The sequence below is a fragment of the Amycolatopsis orientalis genome, from assembly GCF_000943515.2.
GTDB classification, from domain to species: Bacteria; Actinomycetota; Actinomycetes; order Mycobacteriales; family Pseudonocardiaceae; genus Amycolatopsis; species Amycolatopsis orientalis.
Window position 1 is genome coordinate 1,951,515 of record NZ_CP016174.1, and the last position, 24,337, is coordinate 1,975,851.

The window sequence follows — 24,337 nt, forward strand, 5'->3', positions numbered from 1 at the left end:
AGGAACGGAATGACTTCCGGCTGGCGTAAACGTTTCATCGTGATGGCCGCCCTCGCGGGCATGGTGAGTGCCGCTGCAGTCCTGCCGCGGGCACTCACGCAGATCCAGGAGGCGCGCGGCACGGAGAACGCGGGCAACTGGGGCATCACGACCAGGCTCACCCAGAGCAAACAGTTCTCGCACTGGATGACCGATCTTTTGCGCAGCACGGTCGGAAATGACGCCGAGGCTGTCTTCCGGCGCGCTCTGCGGGGAAGCCCGCGGATTTCCCCTGCGAACCAAGGCTTCTTCACCGAGAACCAGACGGGAATCCGAGCATCGCCACGGGCCTCGCTCGAGGAGGGCGCGCAAGTCGGTCACCGCTCGCGAGAGACGTAGGCGCCTGGCTTTCGCTGCCCGCCTCGTGGGGAGAGCACGTCGTGCTGCAGTGGCCGTACGCTGCCGAGGGGACCGCACGCAGCGACGATCGGCAGGCGTAGCACCAGGTGGTTCAAGGCGACACAGAGCACGCACACTGCCGCCGACCTCGTCGGAAGCCATTTCCCCGATGATGATCGGTTTACGCAAGCCTGAGAGTTGCCTGTAATTCACACGACGTTCTCTGTGCCGCGTCTCACGAAGATCTCGTGAACCCGCCGGTAGGCGGTGACGTACTTGTCGGGGGAGTGGCCACTCCAGCCCGCGTAGGCGCGGAAGTGGTCCAATCAGTCGACCAGTCGTAGTACGACAGGTGGATCGCCGGTGGTGGAACATCCAGTGGTGGCAACCACGGAGGCGTTCATGCGCGATCGTGAAACCGGACCGGAGGTAGTACCCGGTAGCCAGTCGGGTGCAGTTCCTACGCGGAGCGATCCAACGGCCGGGTTCCCGCGTTCGATCGTTTCGTGCTCTACCAGATAGGGATTCTCAGCGATCGCAACTCGTTCCTGCCGGAAATGGCAAGTTTCTGATAGATGTTCGAAAGGTGGAACTCCACCGTACTCACACTCAACTTGAGTCGCACTGAGCTCTCCTTGTTCGAGAAGCCTGCCTGAGTCAGGTTCGCAACTCGAACCTCCTGAGAGGTCAGCTCCGCTCTCATGGGTGCCTGGCCCCATCGTCGTACAGCCTCGTCTACTCTATGCGCCCACGCGACACTTCTGATGGAAAGCGCTTCGGTCTTCGCGGCTTTCAAGGCCGCCCATCCTTCTTCCGGGCGAGCGCGAAAGAGTAGTTTTATGCCGAGTTCGTACTGTGCTCGAACCAACATCAACCTCAGTCGACTGCCTGAGAGGTGCTCAACGGATTCCTTGAACAGTTCGACGTCGGTTCCCCTTTCGGACAAATACGCGAAAGCGCGAAGGGCCGCCCCGATCGTCTGGGGAGTACCCCAATTTTGCGCACGGAACAGCTCCTCATTCCCGAGTGAATAGGCAAGACTGTGTCGCCCTGTCGCGGCGGCGCACAACGCCGCCTCGGAGCGCCACGGCGCAACGGCAGGATTGGTGACACCCCAAGCCGCAAGTTCACGTCCGCAACTGCTGAAATCCTCATAGGCCAGTCGCGGGCGTCCCTCGGCTGCGCGGAGTGCTCCGCGAGCGGCCAGCAACTCCACATGACCTTCAGTGCCCTCCAGGATGCCGTCGAGTCTGCGTGAAATCAGGAGGTCTTCGGCGCGATCGAACCTGTCGAGGTCCACCAGCGCGGCCACGGCCCAGGCCACCGCGAGTTCGCCGAACTGTTGGTCCAGATCTTGCCGCAGGAGGCCATCGATCGACTGCCACGCCGCATGCGGTTCTCCGCTGATCGACAATAGCCGCGCTCGAAGTAGTGTGAGCGCTGCGGCATGCGCCCGCGATCCGAGCCAGCTTCCTCGTGTTGTCGCCTGATCGATCAGTTCGCGGGCAGCTTGCAAGTCGTCCGCGTAGATAAGCGAAAGAACCAAATACCAGAGCGTCCCCATGTCGTGCCAGTCGAGAGACTCGAGTGCCCGCTGAACAAGCTTCACCACGGTCTGTGGCTCGCGGCCTCGGTTGACGAGCAACATGGCTCCTGCGGCGTAGAGCCGAGCGGTTGATATCTGACTCCGCTCGTCGCGAACGCGCAACTTCATCACATGAGAGCCTCCTGCGACGTAGACAAGTCCGCCCAGATCCGCGTCGACGACATTCTCGATCGAGAGCGCATCGCGCAGAGCCACTAGAACAGCTTCGTCGGCTTCACTCCAGCGGCATAAGCCAGACAGTTCCGCACGCCTGGTCTTCGCCTTCTCCAAGGCGCGGACTATCCGCACCGTGTCCTCGTCGGCTCTCGTGTTACCTTCCACTTCACTCCCTCCGCAGGTCGGTCAAGCGAACGGTGTAACTCTGGTCGACGGTAACCAAGCGCGGCCGGCTATTCGTCTGCGTCAGCGTATTTACGGTCCCGAGTACTGCGGATCAGCCGGCCGTTCTTCACCACATTGACTACGTGCGCGATGGCGGTGATATCGTCCAATGGATCTTCCGCCGTCGCAATGAGATTCGCCGGAGCTCCTTCGGAGATGTGCCCCAGGTCGTCGCGGCGCAGTGCCCGTGCCGCGATGGAAGTGACCGATTCCAGCGCTGATGCATTTGTCAGGCCGACATCCCTGACGAGAAGTTCCGCCTCGCCGGCAACGCCCCCGTGCGGGTTGAACGGGGTTCCTGCGTCACTTGCCCCGGCTATGGGAATACCCGCCTTTGCGGCCAGCTTCAGCGATTCGACGTACCTGTCGCCGATTGACGCTACCCGGTGCAGATAGTCGGGCGGAACGTGATCCCGGTGCTCCAGCATTCGTACGATCGCTATCCGTGTCGAGACAAGAATGGTGCCGTGCGTAGCCATTAAGTCAACGGACTCGCGGTCGAGGAAGATGCCGTGTTCGATGCTCGTGGCCCCAGCCTTGATCGCGCTCTTGGTTCCCTCGAGTCCGATGCCGTGAGCGGCGACCCATTTTCCCTCGGACAGTGCGACCTCTGCGGCCGCCGCAAGCTCATCTTCGTCGTACGGCGCAGCTTCTACAGCGACGCCCGTGGGCGTCAGGACTCCGCCGGTGGCGACCAATTTTATCCCGTCAGCCCCGGCTCTCAACTCGTGAGCCGCTGCGTCCGCCAATTCCGCGGTGCCCTTTGCTTCTACACCTAGATATGCGATATGCCCGCCCGGGGCGGTGATGGCGCGCCCGGCCGCAACGACGTCCGAGCCTTCCGGGTCGAAATCGAATCCGCTCCGGGCAATACTCACCGCAACGCCCTGAGGGGCGCCGAGGTCGCGCAGGGTGGTGATTCCCGACTGGAGGGATCGCCAAGCGTTGGATTTCGCTTTGGTGACAAGTTCATCGCGGGTGAACCCGTCCACTTCGGCCCTGAAATTGGAACCGCCGCTTGCGACGAGATGCACATGGGCGTCAATAAGCCCTGGAAGAATTGCGCCCGTCACTTCGATCTCTTCGGCGTTGCTATATCGCGGCGCGCGAGCGGCACTCCCCACATATTCGATCTTTCCTGCTCGCACGACGACGGCACCATCGGCGATGGGAGGCGAGGAGATCGGCAGCACGCGGCCGAACAGTATCAGGTGGTCTTCCATTAAGAGTTTCCTCTGATCTTGACTTGCCGCCTGGATGCCTGCGTATGAATGAATCCGAGATAGCGAAATAGTCGGGGTTACCCGGACAAGATTCCGGCGAGTGTGGGAGCGTCGATATTGGAACCGCTCAGCACTGCGGCGACTCTACGCCCGGCGAACTCCGGTCGACACGCGGCAGCGAATGCGGTGGCGCCCGCACCTTCGACGACGAGCTTGTGGCGCAATGCGAGTTCGCGTACCGCCGCGGCGGCCTCGTCGACGCTGACGACTATGGATCGGGTGATGCACGAACTGATGAGAGGCCACATCTCGTCCAGAACTCGCGTGGACCCGATTCCATCGACGAAGGACGGCCGTCGTTGGATCTCGACGGGGTGGCCGGCAGCGAGGGCGGCGGAGAGCGCAGCGGACCCGGCGACCTCGGAGGTGACAACCTCTGCTCGGCTTCCGAGAGCCTCGAGCGCGGCCGCGACGCCGACGCACAGCCCGCCGCCGCCGAACGGGACGATGACGATCTCGACCTCGGACCATGCCGTTTGGATGTCGAGGCCGATCGTGGCGTTGCCAAGGAGAACCGAGTGTTCGGCCACTGGGTGCACGAACGTCGCACCGTTGTCACCCGTGTCGCGATTGCACATGATCGTCCACCATTCGTCGAATGGGTGCGATATGACTCGCGCTTCCAGTCCGCGCAACGCCGCGATCTTGCCTGCGGCCGCGGAATCAGGAACGTGCACGTCCACGGGCAAGCCGGCGCGGCGGGCAGCGAACGTCAGGCCTTGGGCGAAGTTGCCGGCGCTGGCGGTCACTATGCGGGTTGCCCCGCTTTGGACGGCCCAGTCGACAGCGGTGAGTGCTGCTCGGACCTTGAATGATCCGAACGGCTGCAATGACTCAGGTTGCAGCCGTAACACCCGGTCTTCCAGCCGTGCGTCAAGAAGGGGGAACCTCTCGACCATGCTGTCGAGCGCCTCACGCGTTGCTCTCAGCGCCTCGGTGCCGGGGTGAAACCCGTCGACGAGTGCACGCGACTCGGCCGTGGAGCCCGTCATCGTGCTGCGTCTGCGATCGCGGTCATCTCGAGCCGCAGGCCGAACGGAAGTGCACTCACCCCGACTGCCGTCCGGACCGGCCGCGCGTCCCCGAGAGCTGTTGAATAGGCCCGGTTCATCATTTCCCACTCACCCAAATCCACGAGATAGCAGGTGACGCTTACGAGATCCATGAGCGACAGCCCGGCGCGACCGAGTAAGGCCTCGATGTTCGCAACGGTCTGCATTGTCTCGGCTTGAATGCCCCCCGGTACCCGCTCGCCGGTCGCCGGATCGAGTCCTCCCTGTCCGGACAGGTGGACAAAGCCATTCGAACGAATCGCGGTCGAGTAGGGTCCCATCGCACCTTGTTGATCAAGAACTTCCAGCACGACACATTCCTCTTCCTGACTTGATGTGATGCCGCCACTTCACCGCTGCCACCGAGCCGCCACCGGGACACGCAAACCTCTACCCAGCGCGCCGATGATCTCCCGCTGTGCCCGAATACTGACCTCGGCGGCCGGCACCAATTCGATGCAGCCATGGAAGGTGCCTGGGTAGGAGTGAAGTTCCACGCTGACACCCGCGCGCAGCATCTTGAGCGCGAACTCGAAGGCCTCGTCGCGCACAGGATCGAGTTCCATCGCAGCGATGTATGTCGGCGGCAGGCCGCTCAGGTCCACCGCGCGTGCCGGCGCAGCGTAGATCGAGACCTGTTGATCAGCGGGCCCGGCGTACTCGGTACCGAGGTACGCCTGCCAGGCCAGAAGGCCGTTTTGCCGCTGCGCTACGGGAGTGTTCAAGAGCTCAAGACTGGACGGCGAGCCAAGGCGGTCGTCGAGTGCCGGACTGATGAGCAACTGGAAGACTATGGGAACTTCGCCAGTGTCGCGCGCCTTCAGGGCGGTACCAGCGGCCAGAGCCCCGCCCGCACTCGATCCGCCGATGGCGATGCGCGACGGATCGAGACCCAGATCGCTGCCTTTGGTGTAGACGTACCTCAGGGCCGCATAGCAGTCATCCAGGGGACGGGGGAAGGGATTCTCCGGTGCAAGACGGTACTCCACGTTCGCCACCGCGATCCCGAGCTCCCGAACGACGTCCAGGCACAGATAGTCGAACTCCTGAGCGTTCCCGAGGACGAAACCCCCACCATGGAGGGCGACCAAGACCGGAAGGGGGGCAGCCGCGCCTTCCGGAGTCAAAAGCCGGATCGGAACGTCAGGAGCGTCGCCCAGCCCCGGTGCGTAAACCTCCCGGACGTCGACCCCTTCATACGACAGGTTGGCAATGAGCGGCTGGGTGACCGTTTCTTGCAGCGCGCGCGCAGCGGCGAGGTCGGAGAGGTCGAGATCTGGGAGCAAGGCGACCGCGTCCGCGAACTCCGGGTCCAGATTCGGAAATTCAGCCATGGTTCTCCTCAGCGAGTTCGAAATGCAGGTACATCGGTTATCGGCCGAGCTCGGCGGGGAGATCTCTGACGTTGGCGCCCGCCGCAGTTCTCGCTCGCCGCGGTGGCGGACTCTTTCGACCCACTGCTGGTGCTGTGGATCATGGTTCGACTCGGCGGCGCGAGGAGCGTGCCGGTAAGGGCCGGCACCACGACAGCCGACACGCCCGGTCGCCCGTCGGGAATCCTTGGCCTTGGCGCCCGCCTGACGGTAGTGGTCATCTGTTGTCCCGCAGTTACCCGAAGTTACGAGTCAGACTAGCTCAGACCACTCGGCGAATGATTGCGAAATGTGCGTCGACCGGCCACTTGGAAGCACGGATGGTGCGCAAACCGGCTATGCGGCGACATAATCTGCCAAATGGTCGCGGCGGGCATACGTCGCCGAACCGGGGCAGCCAGGTTCAGCTCGGGTCGGGGCCCCGCTTCGTCCACTCTTGTGCCCGATCGCGGAGAAGGGCGCCGAGGCGGTCGAGGTCGTCCTTCATCTCCTCCGGGGTTCCGGTCAGCGCTACCGCGGCCACGGTTATCCCGTTCTCTCGGATCGGCGCGGCCACCGCCCAATGGTCGCTCGCCGCCAGACCTCGGGTGACGGCGTAGCCGGCCTCCCGGATCGCGGGGATGTCCTGGAGGAACGGCTCCACCAACGGCTGTTCCCGAGCGTCCGCGTTGCGAAGGATGTCGAACAGCAGACGCTTGTCCATATTGGCCAGCAAGACGCGGCCCACAGCGGTCCGCAGCAGCGGCCGCGGCGCGTGCGTCTCGGCCACGTAGGCGAACGCCGGGTCTCCGGTGACATGGTCGAGATAGATCGCCCTGCCCGCCAAGTTGATCCCCAGGTAGGCGGTGAGCCCGGTCGCCTCGTGCAGCGCTTCGAGGTCGCTGTGCTTGACGACGCTGATCGGCGGCCGCCGAGCGATGAGGTGAAGGACGTAGGGGGCCGGGCCGAGCACGTACTTGCGGGCCGACTTGGAAAGGTAGCCCGTATCCACCAGTCCGTTCACCAGGCTCTGCACGGAGCTGACCGGCGCGGACAACCGTTGGGCGAACTCGGTGAGGCTGACCCCCTCGCTCTCGCGGGCCGCGAGCTCGAGGATCTCGGCCACCCGGGCGATCATCCGGTGCTTGAGGGGCGGGCCCTGCGCTTCCGGGGCGACGACGGCATCGGTCTCGGCTTCCACTTCCACCCGTATTCCCTCCGGCCCCGACTCGCGGCCAATCCTGCTGCTCGTCAACCCACCCAACGGCCCGCCAACGTCCGACGAGAAGTAATTTACGCCGACCGTCCCGCCCCGAATGCGTCCTCGCCTGCCGCCCGGTGCCGCCGCACACGATACGGGCATCCTCCGCCTCGGCCAGGCGGAGGATGTGCTGCACGCGCCCCGCGAGTGGGTGGTTCACCGCATCAGACGCCGTGAAGGGAGCCTTCACGCCACCGTCGGCCCTCGGATGGCTCAAAAGTGCGTGAGATCCTCGTTCAGGGTGATAATCGGCGCATGGACTCCATCGATCGCGCAATCATCGACCAATTGCGGCGCGACTGCCGCCAATCCAACATCCAGCTCGCCGATGCCGTCGGGCTGACCCCGTCACCGTGTCTGAGGCGGGTCAAGCGGCTCGAGGACGAGGGCATCATCACGGGCTACCACGCAGCCGTGGCGCCGGCTGCCATCGATCGCTCGTTCGAGGTGCTCGTCGACATCGACGTGCAAGACCAAACGCCGGCCGGCAGTAAGCGGTTCGAGGCCGAGCTCATCGCCTACGACGAGGTGGTAGAGGCGCGGCGCATGTTCGGCTCGCCGGACTTCTACGTACTCACCGCGACGAAGGACCTCGCCGCGTACGAGCGGTTCCTGACCACCAAGCTCATGGCGCTCCCCGGCATCGGCAGGCTCCAGTCGCGCTTTCCCATGGTCACGATCAAGTCCGACGTCACCCGCCTGGCCGAGCGCACCCTGAACTGGCCCAGCGGGACTTGATCTCGGCCGCGCTGAGCGAGCCTTTCACCGCAGTGAGTCCGGGGCCGCGAAGCGTTCCCCGTACTGCTTGGCCAGCTCGTCGGCACGGGCGACGAACCCAGCAGGTCCGCCCTCGTGCCCGACGACGAACTGATGCACCCCGCCGGTCCAGGCGGGATATCCGATTCCGTAGATCGAGCCGATGTTCGCGTCCGCGGTGCTGCACAGGATGCCCTCGTCGAAGCACTTCTGGGTTTCGATGGCCTCGATGAACAGCAGGCGATCGATGAGGTCTCCCAACGGCGGCGCGGAGTGGGATGTCCCGAATGCGCCGCGCAGTCCAGGCCAAAGCCGGGTCCGTCGGCCGTCGACGTAGTCGTAGAAGCCGGCGCCTGCTGCCTTCGAGGGGCGGCCGAGCACGTCGACCATGGTCTTCAAAACGACGCCGGCTCCATCGTCGGGCGGGACACCCCCGGCCTTCCGGACGGCGTCATGCGTCTCCTTGCGGATCTTCCGCATCAGCGGCAGCGTGAGCTCGTCGAGCAGCTGGAGAGGCCCGGCCGGGTACCCGGCCTGCAATGCCGCCTGCTCGATCGTTGCCGGCTCGACGCCCTCGACGAGCATCCCGAGCGCCTCGTAGAGGAAGGTGCTGATCACCCGCGACGTGAAAAAACCGCGACCGTCCTTGACGACGATCGGAGTCTTGCCGATGGCCTGAACGAGGTCGAACGCTTTGGCCAACGCGGCGTCGGAGGTTTGTTCGGCGCGGATGATTTCGACGAGCGGCATCTTCTCGGCCGGCGAGAAGAAGTGGATCCCGATGAAGTCCTGCTGACGCTTCACACCCCGGGCCAGGCTCGAGATCGGTAGCGTCGAGGTGTTGGAGCCCAGCAACGCCATGGGGTGGACGACGTCCTCGACCTCACGGAACACTTGCCGCTTGAGCTCCTCGGACTCGAACACCGCCTCGATGACGAGGTCCGCGTCGGCGAGGTCGGCGACGTCGGCCGTCGGCAAGATGCGTGCGAGGACTTCTTCCGAGCGCTCCTGAGGGCTTCTCTCGTGTTTCAGCGCCTTGGCCGCGATCTGGCCGGCGTGTTCCTTGCCTCGCTGCGCAGCCTCGATCGTCACGTCCTTGAGCACGACCTCCATGCCGGCCTTCGCGCAGAGGTAGGCGATGGCCGCTCCCATCATTCCGGCACCGAGCACGGCCACCCTGTGAAACGTGGTGCGTTCGAGGCCGACGGGGCGCGACGCACCCGTGTTGATCTCCTGCAGGTCGAAGAAGAACGCTTGGATCATGTTCGTCGATACCCTGCCGCAGGCCAGTTCCGTGAAGTAGCGCGACTCGATCGTCGAGGCGTCGTCAAAGCCGACCTGTACCCCTTCCACAGCCGCAGCCAAGATGGCGCGCGGTGCGGGCAACGGCGCACCCTTGAGCTGTCGGCGAAGGTTCGCCGCCAGCGCCGGCAGCGTCGTGGCCAGCTCGGGCTCGTCGGGACGGCCGCCCGGGATCACGTGATCATCGAGGTCCCACGGCGCCGCCTGACCTTCCGGGTGGGCGACGATCCACCGCTTGGCGGCCGGCAGCAGGTCGTCGACGCTGTCCACCAGCTCGTCCACCAGACCCAGCTGCAGCGCCTCGGCGGGGCCCAACCGGGTGTTCCGCGACAGCAGCTCGACACCGCGCTGGACGCCGAGCATCCGTGTGATACGGGCGACCCCACCCGCCCCGGGCATCAGGCCCAACGAGATCTCGGGCAGGCCGAGCCGCACGCCGGGAACGTTCGCGACGACGCGGTACTGCGTCGCGAGTGCGATCTCGAGCCCACCGCCCAGGGCCGATCCGTTGATCGCGCACACCACGGGACGGCCCAGCCTCTCCAAGCGACGCAGCTGGGCCTTGACCTCCTCGACCTCGTCGAACACGCGACGGGCGTCGGCCCGCGTCGCCGTGAGCAGCCCGGCGAGATCAGCCCCCGCGAAGAACGACCGCTTGGCCGACGTGAGCACGACCCCGGTGATGGAGTCCTTTTCGGTCTCGAGCCGCGTGACCACGGCGCCCATGGATTCCCGATAGCGCTTGTTCATCATGTTGGCGCCGCGAATGGGGTCGTCCATGGTCAGCACGACGATGCCGTCGGCTCCCTGCTTGCACTCGATCATGCTCTCCGCCGTCTTCCCACTCGTTCGATGATCGTGGCGACGCCCATGCCGCCGCCGACGCACATCGTCACCAGCGCGTACCGGGCTCCGCGCCGCTCGAGTTCGTCGAGCGCCGTGCCGACGATCATGGCCCCGGTGGCACCGAGCGGGTGCCCCATGGCGATGGCGCCACCGTTGACGTTGAGCTTCTCGTCGGGGACGTCCATGTCCTTCTGGAAGCGCAGGACGACTGACGCGAACGCCTCGTTCAGCTCGACCAAATCCATGTCGCCGATGTCGAGTCCCGCCGTCGCCAGCACCTTCCTCGATGCCGACGTCGGGCCGGTCAGCATGATGGTGGGATCCGCACCGGAGGTGGCGGTCGCGACGACCCGTGCCCGCGGCGCCATACCGAGATCCTGGCCGGCCCGCTCGGTCCCGACGAGGACGAGCGCCGCGCCATCGACGATGCCGGAGCTGTTACCGCCGGTGTGGACGTGGTCGATCTCCTCGATCCCGTGGTACTTCTGCAGGGCGACCGCGTCGAACCCGCCTTGTGCGCCGATCGTGGCGAAGGCCGGCTTCAGCTTCCGGAGCGACTCGACCGTCGTACCAGGACGCATGTGCTCGTCGTGATCGAGGATGGTGAGGCCGTTCTGGTCACAGACGGGCACCACGGATTTGGTGAAGAACCCGCCAGACCACGCCGCCGCGGCGCGCTCCTGCGATCGAGCCGCGTAGGCGTCGACGTCCTCGCGGCCGAACCCCTCGATCGTCGCGATGAGGTCCGCGCCGATCCCTTGAGGCACGAAGTAGCTGTCGTAACTCGTCACGGGATCCATCGACCAGGCGCCGCCGTCGCTGCCCATGGGCACGCGGGACATGGATTCCACGCCCCCCGCGATCACGAGTTCGTCCCAGCCGGACCGGATCTTCTGGGCGGCCAGGTTGACCGTCTCCAATCCCGAGGCGCAGAACCGGTTGACCTGGAAGCCTCCCACGCTGTCGGGCAACCCTGCGGCCAGGACGGCCGTCCGCGCGATGTTCCCGCCCTGCTCTCCCACTGGGGAGACCACACCGAGGATGACGTCGGAGATCCGGCTTTCGTCGAGGTCGGGGAACCGTCGGCGGAGCTCGGCCAGCAGGCCGGTGACCAAGGAGATCGGCTTCACCGAGTGCAGTGCCCCACCCCGGCCTCGGCCCCGGGGTGTGCGGATGGCCTCGTAGAGGTAGGCCTCGGAAGTCACGCGGCGTCCTTGGCGCTTTTCAGCGACTGGTCGAGGATGTCCAGCGCGAGGTCGATGTCCTCCTCGGCGACCGTCAGAGGCGGTGCGATGCGCAGGATGCTGTTGACCCCGCGCATCTGGGCGATGTTCAAGTGCAGGCCACGATCGAAGCAGGCCGCGGTGACCGCGGTTCCGTAATCGTCCGCCGGCTCCTTGGTGTCACGGTCCATGACCAGCTCGACGCCCTGGAACAGGCCCCGGCCGCGGATGTCACCGATTCTTTCGTGACGGCTCTGCAGCTCGCGCAGTCCCTTGGTCAGGCGCTCCCCGAGCCTGCGTGCGACGCTGTCGAACTTCTCGGCCTCAAGGGTACGGACGACCGTCAGGCCGACCGCGGCGGCAAGTGGGTCGGAAACGTGGGTGGTGGTGAACATGAACCGCCGCTCGGCGCAGGTCGCCTCGATCTCCTCGCTGGTCACGACCGCCGCGACCGGGAGACCCGCGCCGAGTGTCTTGGACAGCGTCAGGATGTCCGGGGCGACGCCCTGGTGCTGGAACGCATACCAGTCTCCTGTACGGCAAAGTCCGGTCTGCGCCTCATCGAGGATCAGGAGCATGCCGCGCTCGTCGCACTTCCTGCGGAGCGCGGCGAAGTAGCCCTCAGGCGGGGGGATCAAACCGCCGGTGCCCAAGATGGGTTCGGCGATGAAGGCGGCCAGGCTGCCGACCGACTGGCGGTCGACCATCGCGAATCCGAAGTCGAGTTCGGCTTGCCAGTCGTGCTCCCCGTTCCGCGTCCTGAAGACAGAACGGTAGGAATTCGGTGTCGGGATGATGAGGTTGCCGGGAGCGACGGGACCGTATCCCGCGCGGGTCAGGCTGTAGGTCGCGGCACCGGCCGCGTGGGTCGACCCGTGGTACGACTGGTCGAACGAGACGATCTCGTGCTTTCGGGTGTAGAGCTTGGCCATCTTGATGGCGGCCTCGTTCGACTCGCCGCCCGTCGTGAGGATCATCGCCTTGCTCAACGACTCCGGAAGCGTCCGTGCCAGTGCCTCGGCAAGGCCCACTACCGGGCGGGTGACCATGCCACTGAACAGGTGGTCGAGGGTGGCGACCGAGCGCGAGACCGTCTCCACGACCGCGGGGTGCCCGTGTCCCAGGAGGGAACTCATCTGGCCGGACGTGAAGTCGAGGATGGGCCGCCCGTTCTCGTCGTACATGCGGCACCCCTCCGCACGCTCGATGATCGTCGGGACGAAACCGGCCGGACCGTAACGGATGAGATGACGCCGAGCGGTGTCCCAGAACTGCTCCGTCGAGAGCTCGGGGGACGTGGAATACCTGTCGACATTGGTCATGGTGGCGCCTCTCGGGGAGCAACGAACGTGTTGACCAACGTTAGGTCAAGCCACGAGGCGAATGGTTGCGAATCTTGCGCACGGGGAGGCGCTGTCGCAATGATATTGCCGAGCGAACCTGGCAACGCGCAATTTTCCTGCGCTCCCGTAGTCCTCAATCGCCGTGGTCCCGATCAGGGCGTGGGGACGCGCGGTGTTCCCAATGCCGAGCGGACTCGCTCAGCATGACGCCCAGGCGGTCCAGGTCGTTCTCCATCTCTTGTGGCGTGCCGCTCAGCCCGACGGCGGCCACGGTCTTCCCGTGCTCACGGACCGGCGCGGCGACCGCCCAGTGCCCGGTCAGTGCCAGCCCCTTGGTGACCGCATAGCCGGACTCGCGGATCGCCGGGCTCTCCTGGAGGAACGGTGCCACCAACGGCTCGTCCTGCTCGTCGACGTTGCGGAGGATCTCGAAAAGCCGGCGCTTCTCCATGTTGGCCAGCAACGCGCGGCCGACGGCGGTGCGCAGCAAGGGCCGCGGCGCGTGCGTCTCGGCCAGGAAGGCGAACCCCGGGTCCCCCGTCACGTGGTCGAGGTAGATGACCCTTCCGGCCAGGTTGATCCCGAGGTAAGCCGTGCGGCCGGTCGCCTCGTGCAGTGCCTCGATGTCGGCGTGCCTGACGACGTCGATCAGCGGGCGGCGAGCGATGAGGTGCAGCACGTAGGGGGCGGGTCCCAGCACGTACGTGCGACCCGACCTGGAGAGATAGCCGGTCTCGACCAGGCCGTTCACCAGGCCCTGCACCGTGCTGACCGGTGCTGACAACCGACGCGAGAACTCCGTGAGGCTGACACCTTCGCCGTCGCTCTCGCGAGCGGCGATCTCAAGGATCTCGGCCACTCGGCCGATCATCCGGTGCTTCAACGGAGGTCCGGACGCTCGCGAGCCCGTCGCGCCCGCGTCGTCGTCGTCCACGACCACCCCGGTCAGTCCGCGGTCTTCGGACGAACGTAGATGGACTTGTACTCCAGGTAGGCATCCAACCCTTCCGGACCGAATTCCCGACCTATCCCGCTGCTCTTGACCCCGCCGAACGGGGAACCGGTGTCCAGCGAGTAGTAGTTGACGCCGACCGTGCCGCTCCGAATGCGTCCGGCGACCTCCAGCCCATGGGCCTCGTCACCGGTGAGGACCATCCCGGCGAGGCCGAACGGGGTGGCGTTGGCCATGGCGACCGCATCGTCCTCGTCGTCGTACTCGATGACGGCGATGACCGGCCCGAACACCTCCTCCTGCGCGAGCCGGCTGTCGTTGGAGACGCCGGTGAACACGGTCGGCCGGACGAACCATCCTCGTGGGACGCCCTCTGGCCGGCCCGGACCTCCACTCGCGATGCCGGCTCCCTCCGCCAGCCCGAGGCGGATGTAGCCCTCGACTCGGTCGCGGTGATGCTCCGTGGCCATAGGGCCGAGAGTGACGCCGGAGTCCAGGGGGTCACCGATCACGAAGCCATCAGCGAGACCGCGCAGGGCGTCGATGACCTCGTCACGCCGCGACCGGTGGACGATCACGCGAGAGTGGGTGGTGCAGGTCTGACCGCCGTTCTTGAACAGCGCCGTCTCGGCGGTCCGTACCAAGTCGTCGACGTTGGCGTCGGGGAGGACGATCGCTGCCGACTTGCCGCCGAGCTCGAGCGTCATCCTCTTGAACATGCGGCCGGCGACTTCGCCGATCGCCCGGCCGGTCGCGGTCGAACCGGTGAAGGCGATCATGTCGACGTCGGGGTGGGCCACCAAGGCCTGCGCGGCGTCCTGGCCGCCGACCACGATGTTCAGCACGCCGGGTGGGAGCCCGATCTCCTCGGCGGCATCGGCCACGACGTACGCGTCCAGGGCGCAGTCGAGCGGTGGCTTGACGACCAGGGTGCATCCGGCAGCCAGCGCCGGTGCCACTTTGGAGATCACCGCGAGCACGGGATAGTTCCACGTCGTGATCGCCCCGACGACCCCGACCGGTTCTCGACGAACGAGTGTCTCTCCCGCTCGGCTGGGCCGCACGACCTCGAATTCATGTGAGGCGACGAAGTCGGCCAGCGTCCGCAGCATCGATGTGCCGCCGACGACGTTCGCCGCGTGGGAGAGGCTCTTGAGGGTGCCGTTCTCCCGGCTGACCAGTTCGGCGGTCTCGGCGCCGCGACGCTCCAGGGCATCGGCGAGGCGCCGCATGAACTCCGCGCGTTCCGGGGGCGAGGTCCGACCCCAGGGCCCGCTGTCGAGCGCGGCTCGCGCCGACGCCACGGCACGGTCGACGTCATCGGAGCCTCCGACGGAGACCACCCCGAGAACCTCCTCGGTGGCAGCTTCGAACTGGATGTGCCGGGGGCGGTCGTCCGCCCGTTGCCAGCCTCCGTCGATGAAGAACGCGGTCCGGTCCAGAAGTTCGCTGCGAATCATGTTCCACTCCTGCTGGGGGCCGTTCCGTCGCCGGCCGTGATACCTAGGGCTCGCGGATCGGGCTGCCGAGCACTAAGCCGGTGCTGTAGCCGGACGCGCGCTCGGCGGCCCAGTGCTCCAGGTAGGTGGGTATGCCACCGGGGTACTGGAGCTGCTGACGATGCTTGCCCGGAATGTTGCCCGCGTTGAACCAGCTGTCGACCTTGCTGAAGAGCATGTCTCCGATGATCTCCTCGATACTCGCGGTCCATGCCAGGTCCGCCTCTTCCGTCGACTCGAACCGGCTGATCGACTCGTCGCGCAGGAACTCGAAGAACTCCGCGAGACAGCCTCCGTGCAGCTCGGCCGACGTCGGTCCGTTGGAGAAGCCGCCGGGGCTCTGCGGCCCGTACAGGAAGGAGAAGTTCGGAAAGTCGTTGGTGAACGTGCCCAGGTAGTTGTTCACGCCGCCTGCCCATTTGTCCTTGAGGCGGCGGCCGTCGGCGTTGCGGATGTCGATCGCGTTCATCGCGCCGGTGTTGTTGTCGTACCCGGTGGCCAGGATGATCAGGTCGAACTCTCGCTCGACTCCATCGGCCGTCCGGATCCCGCGCTCGGTGAACTCCTGGATGGGGTTTTCCTTGACCGGCACGATCTCCACGTTGTGCCGGCACATCACCTGGAAGTAGTTCTGCTGCAGCGAGGGTCGCTTCGCACCGAAAGGGTGGGGGGCCACCGTCGGGGCGAGCAGCTCCACCTTGGCCGGGTCGGTGATCTGACGGCGGACCTGCTTCTTCCAGAACTCGTAGGCGTAGGCGTTGGCCTGCGGGTCGGCCATGGTGTCGGCGTAGTTGCCCATCCAGAACTTGAAGCCGCCCTTCGCCCAGAGAGCGTCGTAGAGGTCCTCGCGCTCCGCGGGCGTGGCGTCGAGCGCGTTGCCCGGCTCGAACTGGTAGTCGATCCCGCCGAACGTCTTCGGGACCATGGCGTACCGATCAGGGAGGCCACGTTTGATCTCCGCGCGAGCGGCCTCGTCGAAGTCCTGCTGGTACATGGGCAATGCCAGATTCGGGGTGCGCTGGAAGACGGTGAGGGTCTTGGCGATCGGCCCTGCCGACTGGATGATCTGGACCCCGCTGGCTCCCGTGCCGATGACGGCGACGCGCCGGTCGGCCAGTTCGATGTCGTCGGACCAGCACGCCGTGTGGACCAGCGTGCCGCGGTAGCGGTCCATGCCGGCGAAGTCGGGCTGGTAGGGCGTGACGGTCGTGCCGGTCGCCATCACCAGGAACCTCGCGGTGAGTGCCTCGCCTGCCTCGGTCTCACCCCGCCATGAGTCGGTGGTCGCGTCGAATTCCGCGGCGGTGACCAGCGTGTTGAACCGGCAGTCCTTACGCAGGTCGAGCTTGGAGTCGACGTAATCGAAGTAGGCGCGGATCTCGGCGGAGTCGGGGAACAACTGCGAGTAGTCCCAGCCCTCCCAGAGTTCCTTGTCGGTGAACTGATAGAGAGCACCCTCGGTGTCGACGCGTGCGCCGGGGTAGCGGTTGGTGTTCCAGATCCCTCCGATGTCGTCACTTGCCTCGAGCAGCACCACGGTGAAGTCGCGTTCGCGGAGCCGGCGAAGAAGGTTCAGCCCGGCGAACCCGGCGCCTACGATGACGACGTCGTGGGAGAGTCGCGAAGCGGTGGCTGCCTCGTCGCGGGGGCCGGAACTGGGCGTCATTGTTGGTTCCTTTCGAGACGTTCTCACCTGGACTGCCGTGCGTACGGTCGCTTCGTCTCGGAAGGGCGCGTGGGGGGTTCGAGCTCTGAGCTGAGCGACTTGGGCGTCTTCAGTGTGACCCAGAGCATAAGCACAGCATCTGCGGATCCGCAATAGAGGATGGATTTACGCATTTACGTATCTTAACCGCTGCGGCTGTACGTAAATAAGGATTTATTTACTGTATTGCGTAAGTGTGCCAAGTTGACCTACTGTGACAGCACCGCGCCGAGCACTCCCCGCTCGCGCCCCGGTGAGGCTGTCGTCGACCGGCCGGCGACGGCCGAAGTCGCCCGCTCGCCGCTCTCACACTCGCTCGACCGAGGACGTCGCCAATGATCTTTCGCCCGATCCAACCGACCGACCACGAGCGCCGCCTCAGGTCGGAAGTACGGGAGTTCCTGCGAACGGCTCTCCCGCCCGGCTACCGGCCCAAGCTCGGCTTCGCGGCGGCTCACGACCCGGAGTTCTCCCGTGCCATCGGGGCGCGTGGCTGGGTCGGCATGACCATCCCCAAGGAGTACGGAGGCGCCGGCGCCCCGGTCATGGACCGATACATCGTGGCCGAGGAGCTACTGGCGGCCGGTGCGCCCATCGGCGCCCACTGGGCGGCGGACAGGCAGACCGCCTCGATGATCCTGCGGTACGGGACGGAGGAGCAGCGGAAGAAGTATCTGCCGAGGATCACCGCCGGCGAGTTCTACTTCTGCGTGGGGATGAGTGAGCCCGACGCCGGCTCGGACCTCGCGTCCGTGCGCACGACAGCGCGACGCGACCCCGCCGGGGGATGGCGGGTGAACGGGACCAAGGTCTGGACGACCCACGCGCACCTGAACCACGCCATGCTGACGCTCTGCAGGACCTCCATCCATGAAGACCGGCACCAAGGTCTCACGCAGCTGATCATCGACCTCTCCGCCCCAGGTGTCACCGCGCGCCCCATCGAGTTCATCGACGGGACCCACGATTTCAACGAGGTCATTCTCGACGACGTCCACGTGCCGGAGGAGAACGTCCTCGGCGAGCTCGGTGCCGGGTGGAAACAGTCGACATCCGAGCTGGCTTTCGAGCGTTCCGGCCCCGACCGGTTCCTCACGGTCATGGGACCGTTGGTCGAGTTCGTGCGCCGGTGCGCCGATCGCGGGGCGAACGCGCGTGACACGTCGGCGATCGGTCAGGTCAGCGCGAAGCTTCGAGCCGGGAGACAACTGGCGCTCGGGATCGCGAGGGCGCTCGATGAGGGCGCGATGCCGTCGGCGGAGGCCGCGCTGGTGAAGAACTTCGGCACCGAGCTCGAGCAGGAGATCATCGAGACCCTGCGCGTCGCCGCCGAGATCGAGCTCGAGCACGGCTCGGCTGACCTCTTCACGAACCTCTTGGCGGAGGCCGTCTCGACCGGACCGTCGTTCACGATCCGAGGAGGCACCACGGAAGTGCTCAGAAGTGTGGCGGCCAAGGGATTGGAGAACGCCCGATGGTGACTGCGTGGAGTTCATGCGAACAGGACGTCGACGACGTGCGGGACGCCGTGTCGGCGATCCTCACCGACCTGGGCCCCGCGGGCGTCGACGCCACAGACGGGTTCGGCCCCGGATGGGATGCGCTCGTCAAGGGCGGATACCTCTTCGTGCCCGCTGACCCTGCCGAGGGAGGAACGCTGGCCGAGGCCTTGGCCGTGGTGGAGGAGGCCGGGCGGCACGCCGTGCGAGGGCCGGTCGCCGAGCACGGGATCCTCGCCGGATGGGTGCTGGAGCGCGCCGGGCTGCCGGTTCCGGAGGGCCCCCTGACCTTCGCACCCGCGCCCGGCGTGCGGGAGGACCGAGGACGGCTGTTCGGCACGGTGCCGCGGGTGCCTTGGGCACAGGATGTGCACCGCATCGTGCTGCTCGTCGACTCGCCGGACGGCCCCGCTGTCGCGATGATCGACCCGCGGGAACTCGCGATCCAGGCGGGCGGCAACCTCGCGAGCGAACGACGCGACACGATCACCCTCGACGGTGCGGCCGTCATCCAGCAGGCACCGGCGCCGGGGTTCGACGAGCTGGAGGCGCGCGCGGCGCTGACCCGTGCGGCGCTCATCTGTGGAGCCGCGGCCAGGGCGGTGGGGCTCACCCTCCGCTACACCAAGGAGCGTCACCAGTTCGGTCGGCCGGTCGGGCGTTTCCAGGCCGTCCAGGCCCACCTGGTCACCGCGGCCCAGCAGGTCCGGGCCGCCCAGGTCGCGACCAGGAGCGCGGCCATGGTCACCACGTTCGAGCCGGAGAAATGTCAGGTCGAGGCCGCCGTGGCCAAGATCGTTGCGTCGCATGCCGCGGGTGTCGTCGCGGCAGCGACCCACCAGGCCACCGGAGCCATGGGGATGACCAAGGAGTACGAGCTCGGTCACCTCACCCTCAAGCTCTGGAGCTGGAGGGACGAGTGCGGCTCCGAGGCCGTGTGGTCGCGCAGACTGGGCGAGAGGCTGGTCGCGGGAGGTGCCGAGGGCTACTGGCCGTTGATCGCCGGGGATGCCGTCGCCGCCGCGGCCGAGCCTGTGGGATCGCGATGACCGCCCGGAGCCGCGGCCCTCTCGAGGGCTTGCGGGTGGTGGATATGAGCACGACCCTGATGGGCCCGTACTGCAGTCTGCTGCTCGCGCAGCTCGGGGCCGACGTCATCAAGGTGGAGCGCCCGAGCGGGGACATCACCAGGAACATCGGCGATCGAGCCGGGTATGGGCTCGGCGAGTTCTACGTGAACTTCAACCGCGGCAAGCGAAGCGTCGTCCTCGACCTGACCGCTTCTTCGGACGCGGGGATTTTCCGCAGGATGATCGCCGACGCGGATGTGTTCAGCCACAACCTGCGGCCCACCTCCGCTCGTACGCTCGGTCTCGCCTACGACGACCTCTCACCGCTCAACCAGGGCCTGGTGTACTGCTCGATGCACGGGTTCGACCAGCGAGGCCCGTGGCGGGACAAGCCCGCCTACGACGACACCATCCAGGCCGCCGCGGGGATCGCGACGATGCAGGGCGGTACAGCCGACGGCGTCCCGACGTACGTCAAGAGTCCCATCGCGGACAAGACCGTCGGGGTCTTCGCACTGGTGGGCATTCTCGCGGCCCTGCACGAGCGGGCCGCGTCAGGTCTGGGGCAAGAGGTGTCGGTGCCGATGTACGAGACCATGGTCGCCTTCAATGCCGTGGACCAGCTGGGCGGGACCGTGTTCGAGCCCCCGTTGGGGCCGCCGGGGTACGCCCGCATGGAGTCCCCGCACCGCAGGCCGTACCGGACGGCGGACGGCTACCTCGCGGTCATGGTCTACACCGATCGCCAATGGGCCAGCTTCTACCGGCTGGTCGGACGCGAGGACCTGCTCGCCGACGACCGGCTGCTCACCATCGGTGGACGGACCGACAACACCGACGAGCTCTACTCGTTGGTGGCCGATGCCCTGACGGCTCGAACGACCGACGAGTGGCTGGAAGTCCTTGATTCATTGGACATCCCGGCCGCGCCGGTCATGGGCATCGAGCAGATTCCCACCGCCGCACAGACGGTCGCGAGTGGCATCTTCGAGTCCGTGGACCATCCCTTGCTCGGAAGGCTTCGGCAGCCGGGCATGCCGGTCACCTTCAGCCGGACCCCGCCTCGTGAGGCCGCTCCGGCGGTCGTGCTGGGCGCGGACTCCGAGACGATCCGCGCGGCCTACGCGCCTGCCGACGGCCGTGGCGAGGGGACGACGGAGCAGACTGTCGACCCCTCCCAGGTGTGACGTCCGCCCGCTCACCGCCCATGGAATGTCGGCTTCTCCCGGTTGAGGAATGCGGCGACGGCATCACGGTGATCACGCGTCGTGATGCACCGGATCTGACCTTTTGCCTCCTCGGCGAGGGTCTCGGTCAGAGTGCGATCGAGGCCCACCGCGAGCAACCTCTTGGACTCGGCGTAGGCGACCGTCGGGCCGGCGGCCAGCCGCTCGGCCAACTCCATGGCGGCGGTCATCACCTCCTCGTCGGGCACGACCTCGCCGGCGATGCCCCACGACACAGCCTCCTGGGGGGAGAAGCTTCGCCCGAGCAGCACCAGCTCTCGGGCACGCGCGGCGCCCACCGCATGGGGGAGGGTGCTCGCGAGCCCGGAGTCACAGGTGAGCCCGATCGCCGAGAACGCTGTGCCGAGCGTGGCTCCCGCCGCGAAAACGCGAAGGTCGCAGGCCAGCGCGAAACCGAGGCCCGCGCCGACGCACGTGCCGTTGACCGCGGCCACGACCGGCTTGGGCATGGTCGTGAGGAAGGTGACGAGCGGTGCATAGTGCCGGTCCAGGGTGTCGAACGTCGTCGACGGGTCCTCCTCGAGCGCGGCGGCGTGCTCCGCGAGATCTTGTCCCACGCAGAACGACCGGCCTGCACCGGTCAGGACGACGGAGCGCGCCTCGGGATCCGAGGCCACTTCGTCGAGCGCCTGGACGAGCGCCTCCTTGGTCTCGAACGTCAACGCGTTGTGGCGGCTCGGGCGATTGATCGTCACGATCGCCACCGCCCCCTCGCGGTCGACCAGAACAGGCGAATTGCTCATCGATTCTCCTTTTTGGACAGACCCGCCGAGTTCGTGAACTCACGGCAAGCGCCGAGCCACTACTGCGGTGGTATCAGGGTTTCCCGCATTGCTGCGCAATGCCTTGGGACGGCGGATCCTCGGACGGGGCCATTGCGCCGTCCCTTCCGTGTGTGCCACCTTATACCTGACCGGTCGGACGGTAAATACCCCAAAACCTGTTGGAGGGCCCCATGTTTCCTGCTCCCGAGGACCGGGCGATGAGCGGTCGGAGGCGACGATGACCGGGCGACTGGAGGGCAGGACCGCGGTGATCACCGGCGCCAGCCGCGGCATCGGTCTCGCCATCGCCGAGAGGCTGGTCGCCGACGGCGCCCGGGGGGTCATCACCGCCCGGACGCCGTCGGCGCTCGACGACGCGGTCGATCGCCTGGGTGGTGCCCGGGTCGCGCTGGGCGTCGCCGGCAAGGCCGACAACCTCGGCCATCAAGCCGAGACGGTTCGCCGAGCCATCGAGACCTTCGGCAGTGTCGACATGCTCGTCAACAACACCGGGATCAATCCCGCGTTCGGCCCGATCATGGACCTTGACCTCGGTGCCGCTCGCAAGGTGGTCGAGGTCAACTGCATCGCAGCGCTCTCTTGGGCGCAGCAGGTGTACCACGCCTGGATGAAGCAGCACGGGGGCGGCATCGTCAATGTCTCTTCTGTATCCGGAATCCGGCCGGAGCCCGGAATCGGCTTCTACGGTGCGAGCAAGTCCATGCTCGCCTCGCTCACCGAACTGATGGCGCTGGAGCTCTCGCCCGGGATCCGGGTCAACGCTGTCGCGCCGGCCCTCGTGCGCACGAAGTTCGCGAGCGCGCTCTTCGAGGGCCGCGAGGACGAGGTGGCGGCGACCTACCCGCTGAAGCGCCTGGGCGAGGCCGATGACGTCGGCAGCGCAGTCGCCTTTCTGTTGTCCGAGGACTCGTCGTGGATCACGGGCCAGCTCCTGGTCGTCGACGGCGGCGTCACCCTGGGGTCGGGTGTGGGGTGACCATGGTCGACGTTGGGCCCGTCTGATGCCGGAACAGCATTCGTTGCCAGGCTTGGACATCACGCGGCTGAGCGAGTGGTTTTCCGCGACCCTGGCGGCCGAGGGCCGGCCGCTGACAGGACGCCTGCTCGTGGGTGGCCGGTCGAACCTCACGTTCGAGATCACGGACGGTGTGTCGACGTGGATCGTTCGTCGACCGCCCCTCGGTCAAGGAACCGGGACGGCTCACGACATGGCACGTGAGTACAGGGTCATGGCAGCCCTGCAGGGCACGTCGGTGCCGGTGCCCGAGACATTCGCCCTCTGCGAAAGCGTTGACGTGATCGGAGCGCCGTTCTATGTGATGGCGCGGGTCGGAGGCACACCGTACCGCCGGGCGGCACAGCTCGAACCCTTCGGGGCGGACGTCACCAGGGCCATCTCCGCCGAGCTCGTCGACACCCTCGTCGCGTTGCACGAGGTCGATCCCGCCTCGGTGGGACTCGGCGATTTCGGCCGGTCGCAGGGTTTCCTCGAGCGACAGGTGCGGAGGTGGCATCGGCAGCTCGGCGCCTCGTACGAGGGTGACCTTCCCGCGGCCGACGAGCTCCTTGCTCGACTCGCGGCGCGGGTTCCGCCGGATCGGGCGCCCGCCATCGTGCATGGCGACTACCGCCTGGACAACGTCCTGATCGATGAACGTCACCGCGCCGCGGCGATCCTGGACTGGGAGATGGCCACGCTCGGAGACCCGCTCACAGATCTGGCACTGCTGGTCGTCTATCAGCAGTTGGGCGAAATGTTCGGCGGAGAGGCGGTGGCGGACGCCTCCAGCGCTCCGGGGTTCCTCACGGGACGCGAGATGGTGCACCGGTACGCGGAGGGGAGTGGACGCGATCCGTCGCCCTTGGGTTTCCACCTCGGACTCGCGGCCTTCAAGGTGGCCGCCATCATCCAGGGCATCAACGTCCGCCATCTCCAGGGCCGGACCGTGGGACCCGGCTTCGACCAGTTCACCGGGATGGTCGAGCCCCTGCTGGAGGTCGGACTCACCGCACTCGATGAGCACCACTGACGGACATCGCCTTCACAGCGGAGTGGATTTCTCGACAAATCAATCCAGGTCCACGGGGTTGCCGGTTCTCGCAGGACGGTCCTTGGTCGCGACGTTCGCAGGAGTTCGCGGCTTGCGCTTTGTCGACGGGCCGGACGAGGTGCACAAAGAATGGTGTCGGGCCGATCAGGACTGCATCGTCCACAAGGGACATCAGGACTCCCCTGTGTACCCGATTTGAGCGCTTTGTGCGGGGTCGTGAGTGATAATGGTCGTTCTATTGCGGGGTAAGGCAAACGTGGCAGATCGCGAAAGGCCCCTTCGCAACGTCAGCGGGGGCGTGAGTCGACCCAGACGGTCGTGAAGGCCTCCTTCCCTACCTTCAGAGTCAATGTCAGGAACTTAAGCGGCGGTTCCTGAGGCTCTAACTGTCCATAAAGGATTCAGTGAGGAGCGATTCGTCCGATTGATCACCTTTTGCCCGCTTTATCAAGTCCGTGAAGGCCTCCTTGAGGGACTCTGGGTCCCTCAAGGAGGCCTTCACGGACCATCTACACCATCGACCTCCGTGGCGAAATGAGCTGATCACCCTGGACAGCAGGGTTGCGGACCGACGTGCGAGCTCACCCCGGGGCGCGGAGTGCCCACAAGAGACATCTCACGCCGATGGCGTGCCCGATTGGTGCCATAATGTCCGGTCCCGGTAGGGGTCGTGAGTGGCAAAGAGGGTTAGAACGACCATTGCCACTCACGACCCCCGCGCAAAGCGCTCAAATCAGGCAAACAGG

At 66.3% G+C, this 24,337-nt stretch carries 20 protein-coding genes; 7 read left to right on the forward strand and 13 right to left on the reverse strand.

Annotated elements, in window-relative coordinates; translation table 11 throughout:
* Positions 1-9: 9 nt before the first annotated feature.
* Positions 10-378 (forward strand): hypothetical protein, encoded by a 369-nt coding sequence (locus SD37_RS09400; RefSeq protein WP_044852718.1) that lies wholly within the window; start codon positions 10-12, stop codon positions 376-378.
* A gap of 511 nt (positions 379-889) precedes the next feature.
* On the opposite strand, the gene SD37_RS09405 is transcribed toward SD37_RS09400, so the two are convergent.
* The 6 genes from SD37_RS09405 to SD37_RS09430 form a co-directional block, all read right to left on the reverse strand.
* The gene (locus SD37_RS09405) at positions 890-2,254 is read right to left on the reverse strand and encodes a helix-turn-helix transcriptional regulator (RefSeq protein ID WP_145926563.1); all 1,365 of its coding nucleotides are present in this window, start codon (positions 2,252-2,254) and stop codon (positions 890-892) included.
* 119 nt (positions 2,255-2,373) lie between these two features.
* Positions 2,374-3,588 (reverse strand): amidohydrolase family protein, encoded by a 1,215-nt coding sequence (locus SD37_RS09410; protein WP_052675018.1) that lies wholly within the window; start codon positions 3,586-3,588, stop codon positions 2,374-2,376.
* A gap of 77 nt (positions 3,589-3,665) precedes the next feature.
* Positions 3,666-4,640: a threonine ammonia-lyase gene (locus tag SD37_RS09415; RefSeq protein ID WP_052675019.1), complete on the reverse strand. Its 975-nt coding sequence runs from the start codon at positions 4,638-4,640 to the stop codon at positions 3,666-3,668.
* Positions 4,637-5,011 carry a RidA family protein gene (locus SD37_RS09420; RefSeq protein ID WP_083254910.1) on the reverse strand — a complete coding sequence of 125 codons (375 nt, stop codon included), beginning with the start codon at positions 5,009-5,011 and terminating at the stop codon, positions 4,637-4,639. The genes SD37_RS09415 and SD37_RS09420 overlap by 4 nt, the downstream gene beginning before the upstream one ends.
* A 39-nt stretch (positions 5,012-5,050) precedes the next feature.
* Positions 5,051-6,034 (reverse strand): alpha/beta hydrolase, encoded by a 984-nt coding sequence (locus SD37_RS09425; protein ID WP_044852721.1) that lies wholly within the window; start codon positions 6,032-6,034, stop codon positions 5,051-5,053.
* A gap of 442 nt (positions 6,035-6,476) precedes the next feature.
* On the reverse strand, positions 6,477-7,259 hold the full coding sequence (locus SD37_RS09430; protein WP_052675021.1) for an IclR family transcriptional regulator: 783 nt from the start codon (positions 7,257-7,259) through the stop codon (positions 6,477-6,479).
* Positions 7,260-7,568: 309 nt separating this feature from the next.
* On the opposite strand from SD37_RS09430, the gene SD37_RS09435 reads away from it, so the two are divergent.
* On the forward strand, positions 7,569-8,051 hold the full coding sequence (locus SD37_RS09435; RefSeq protein ID WP_044852722.1) for an Lrp/AsnC family transcriptional regulator: 483 nt from the start codon (positions 7,569-7,571) through the stop codon (positions 8,049-8,051).
* A gap of 24 nt (positions 8,052-8,075) precedes the next feature.
* Here SD37_RS09435 and SD37_RS09440 read toward each other — a convergent pair whose 3' ends face one another.
* From SD37_RS09440 to SD37_RS09465, 6 genes are all read right to left on the reverse strand, one after another.
* The gene (locus SD37_RS09440; RefSeq protein ID WP_044852723.1) at positions 8,076-10,196 is read right to left on the reverse strand and encodes a 3-hydroxyacyl-CoA dehydrogenase NAD-binding domain-containing protein; all 2,121 of its coding nucleotides are present in this window, start codon (positions 10,194-10,196) and stop codon (positions 8,076-8,078) included.
* Positions 10,193-11,422, reverse strand: coding sequence for an acetyl-CoA C-acetyltransferase (locus SD37_RS09445; protein ID WP_044852724.1), 1,230 nt, complete (start codon positions 11,420-11,422; stop codon positions 10,193-10,195). Before SD37_RS09445 ends, SD37_RS09440 begins: the two co-directional genes overlap by 4 nt.
* Positions 11,419-12,762 carry an aspartate aminotransferase family protein gene (locus SD37_RS09450; RefSeq protein WP_052675022.1) on the reverse strand — a complete coding sequence of 448 codons (1,344 nt, stop codon included), beginning with the start codon at positions 12,760-12,762 and terminating at the stop codon, positions 11,419-11,421. Before SD37_RS09450 ends, SD37_RS09445 begins: the two co-directional genes overlap by 4 nt.
* 154 nt (positions 12,763-12,916) lie before the next feature.
* A complete protein-coding gene (locus tag SD37_RS09455; RefSeq protein ID WP_167369621.1) occupies positions 12,917-13,642 on the reverse strand; it encodes an IclR family transcriptional regulator in 726 nt (241 codons plus the stop codon).
* An 86-nt stretch (positions 13,643-13,728) separates the two neighbouring features.
* A complete protein-coding gene (locus SD37_RS09460; protein ID WP_044852725.1) occupies positions 13,729-15,195 on the reverse strand; it encodes an aldehyde dehydrogenase in 1,467 nt (488 codons plus the stop codon).
* Positions 15,196-15,238: 43 nt separating this feature from the next.
* Positions 15,239-16,900 (reverse strand): flavin-containing monooxygenase, encoded by a 1,662-nt coding sequence (locus SD37_RS09465; protein ID WP_065912772.1) that lies wholly within the window; start codon positions 16,898-16,900, stop codon positions 15,239-15,241.
* 374 nt (positions 16,901-17,274) lie between these two features.
* Here SD37_RS09465 and SD37_RS09470 point away from each other — a divergent pair, with 374 nt between their 5' ends.
* The 3 genes from SD37_RS09470 to SD37_RS09480 are packed head-to-tail and all read left to right on the forward strand — an operon-like array spanning position 17,275 to position 20,695.
* Positions 17,275-18,420, forward strand: a complete 1,146-nt coding sequence (locus SD37_RS09470) for an acyl-CoA dehydrogenase family protein (protein ID WP_044852727.1) — start codon at positions 17,275-17,277, stop codon at positions 18,418-18,420.
* Complete coding sequence (locus tag SD37_RS09475) at positions 18,414-19,487, forward strand: acyl-CoA dehydrogenase family protein (protein ID WP_052675024.1); 1,074 nt, start codon at positions 18,414-18,416, stop codon at positions 19,485-19,487. The genes SD37_RS09470 and SD37_RS09475 overlap by 7 nt, the downstream gene beginning before the upstream one ends.
* Positions 19,484-20,695 carry a CaiB/BaiF CoA transferase family protein gene (locus SD37_RS09480; protein WP_044852728.1) on the forward strand — a complete coding sequence of 404 codons (1,212 nt, stop codon included), beginning with the start codon at positions 19,484-19,486 and terminating at the stop codon, positions 20,693-20,695. Before SD37_RS09475 ends, SD37_RS09480 begins: the two co-directional genes overlap by 4 nt.
* Before the next feature lie 11 nt (positions 20,696-20,706).
* Here the strand turns inward: SD37_RS09480 and SD37_RS09485 are convergent, their stop codons facing one another.
* The gene (locus SD37_RS09485) at positions 20,707-21,498 is read right to left on the reverse strand and encodes an enoyl-CoA hydratase/isomerase family protein (protein ID WP_044852729.1); all 792 of its coding nucleotides are present in this window, start codon (positions 21,496-21,498) and stop codon (positions 20,707-20,709) included.
* A 259-nt stretch (positions 21,499-21,757) separates the two neighbouring features.
* Here SD37_RS09485 and SD37_RS09490 point away from each other — a divergent pair, with 259 nt between their 5' ends.
* Both SD37_RS09490 and SD37_RS09495 read left to right on the forward strand, forming a co-directional pair.
* Positions 21,758-22,516, forward strand: coding sequence for an SDR family oxidoreductase (locus SD37_RS09490; RefSeq protein ID WP_065912773.1), 759 nt, complete (start codon positions 21,758-21,760; stop codon positions 22,514-22,516).
* Positions 22,517-22,646: 130 nt separating this feature from the next.
* Positions 22,647-23,570, forward strand: a complete 924-nt coding sequence (locus SD37_RS09495) for a phosphotransferase family protein (RefSeq protein WP_236725449.1) — start codon at positions 22,647-22,649, stop codon at positions 23,568-23,570.
* Positions 23,571-24,337 lie beyond the last annotated feature (767 nt).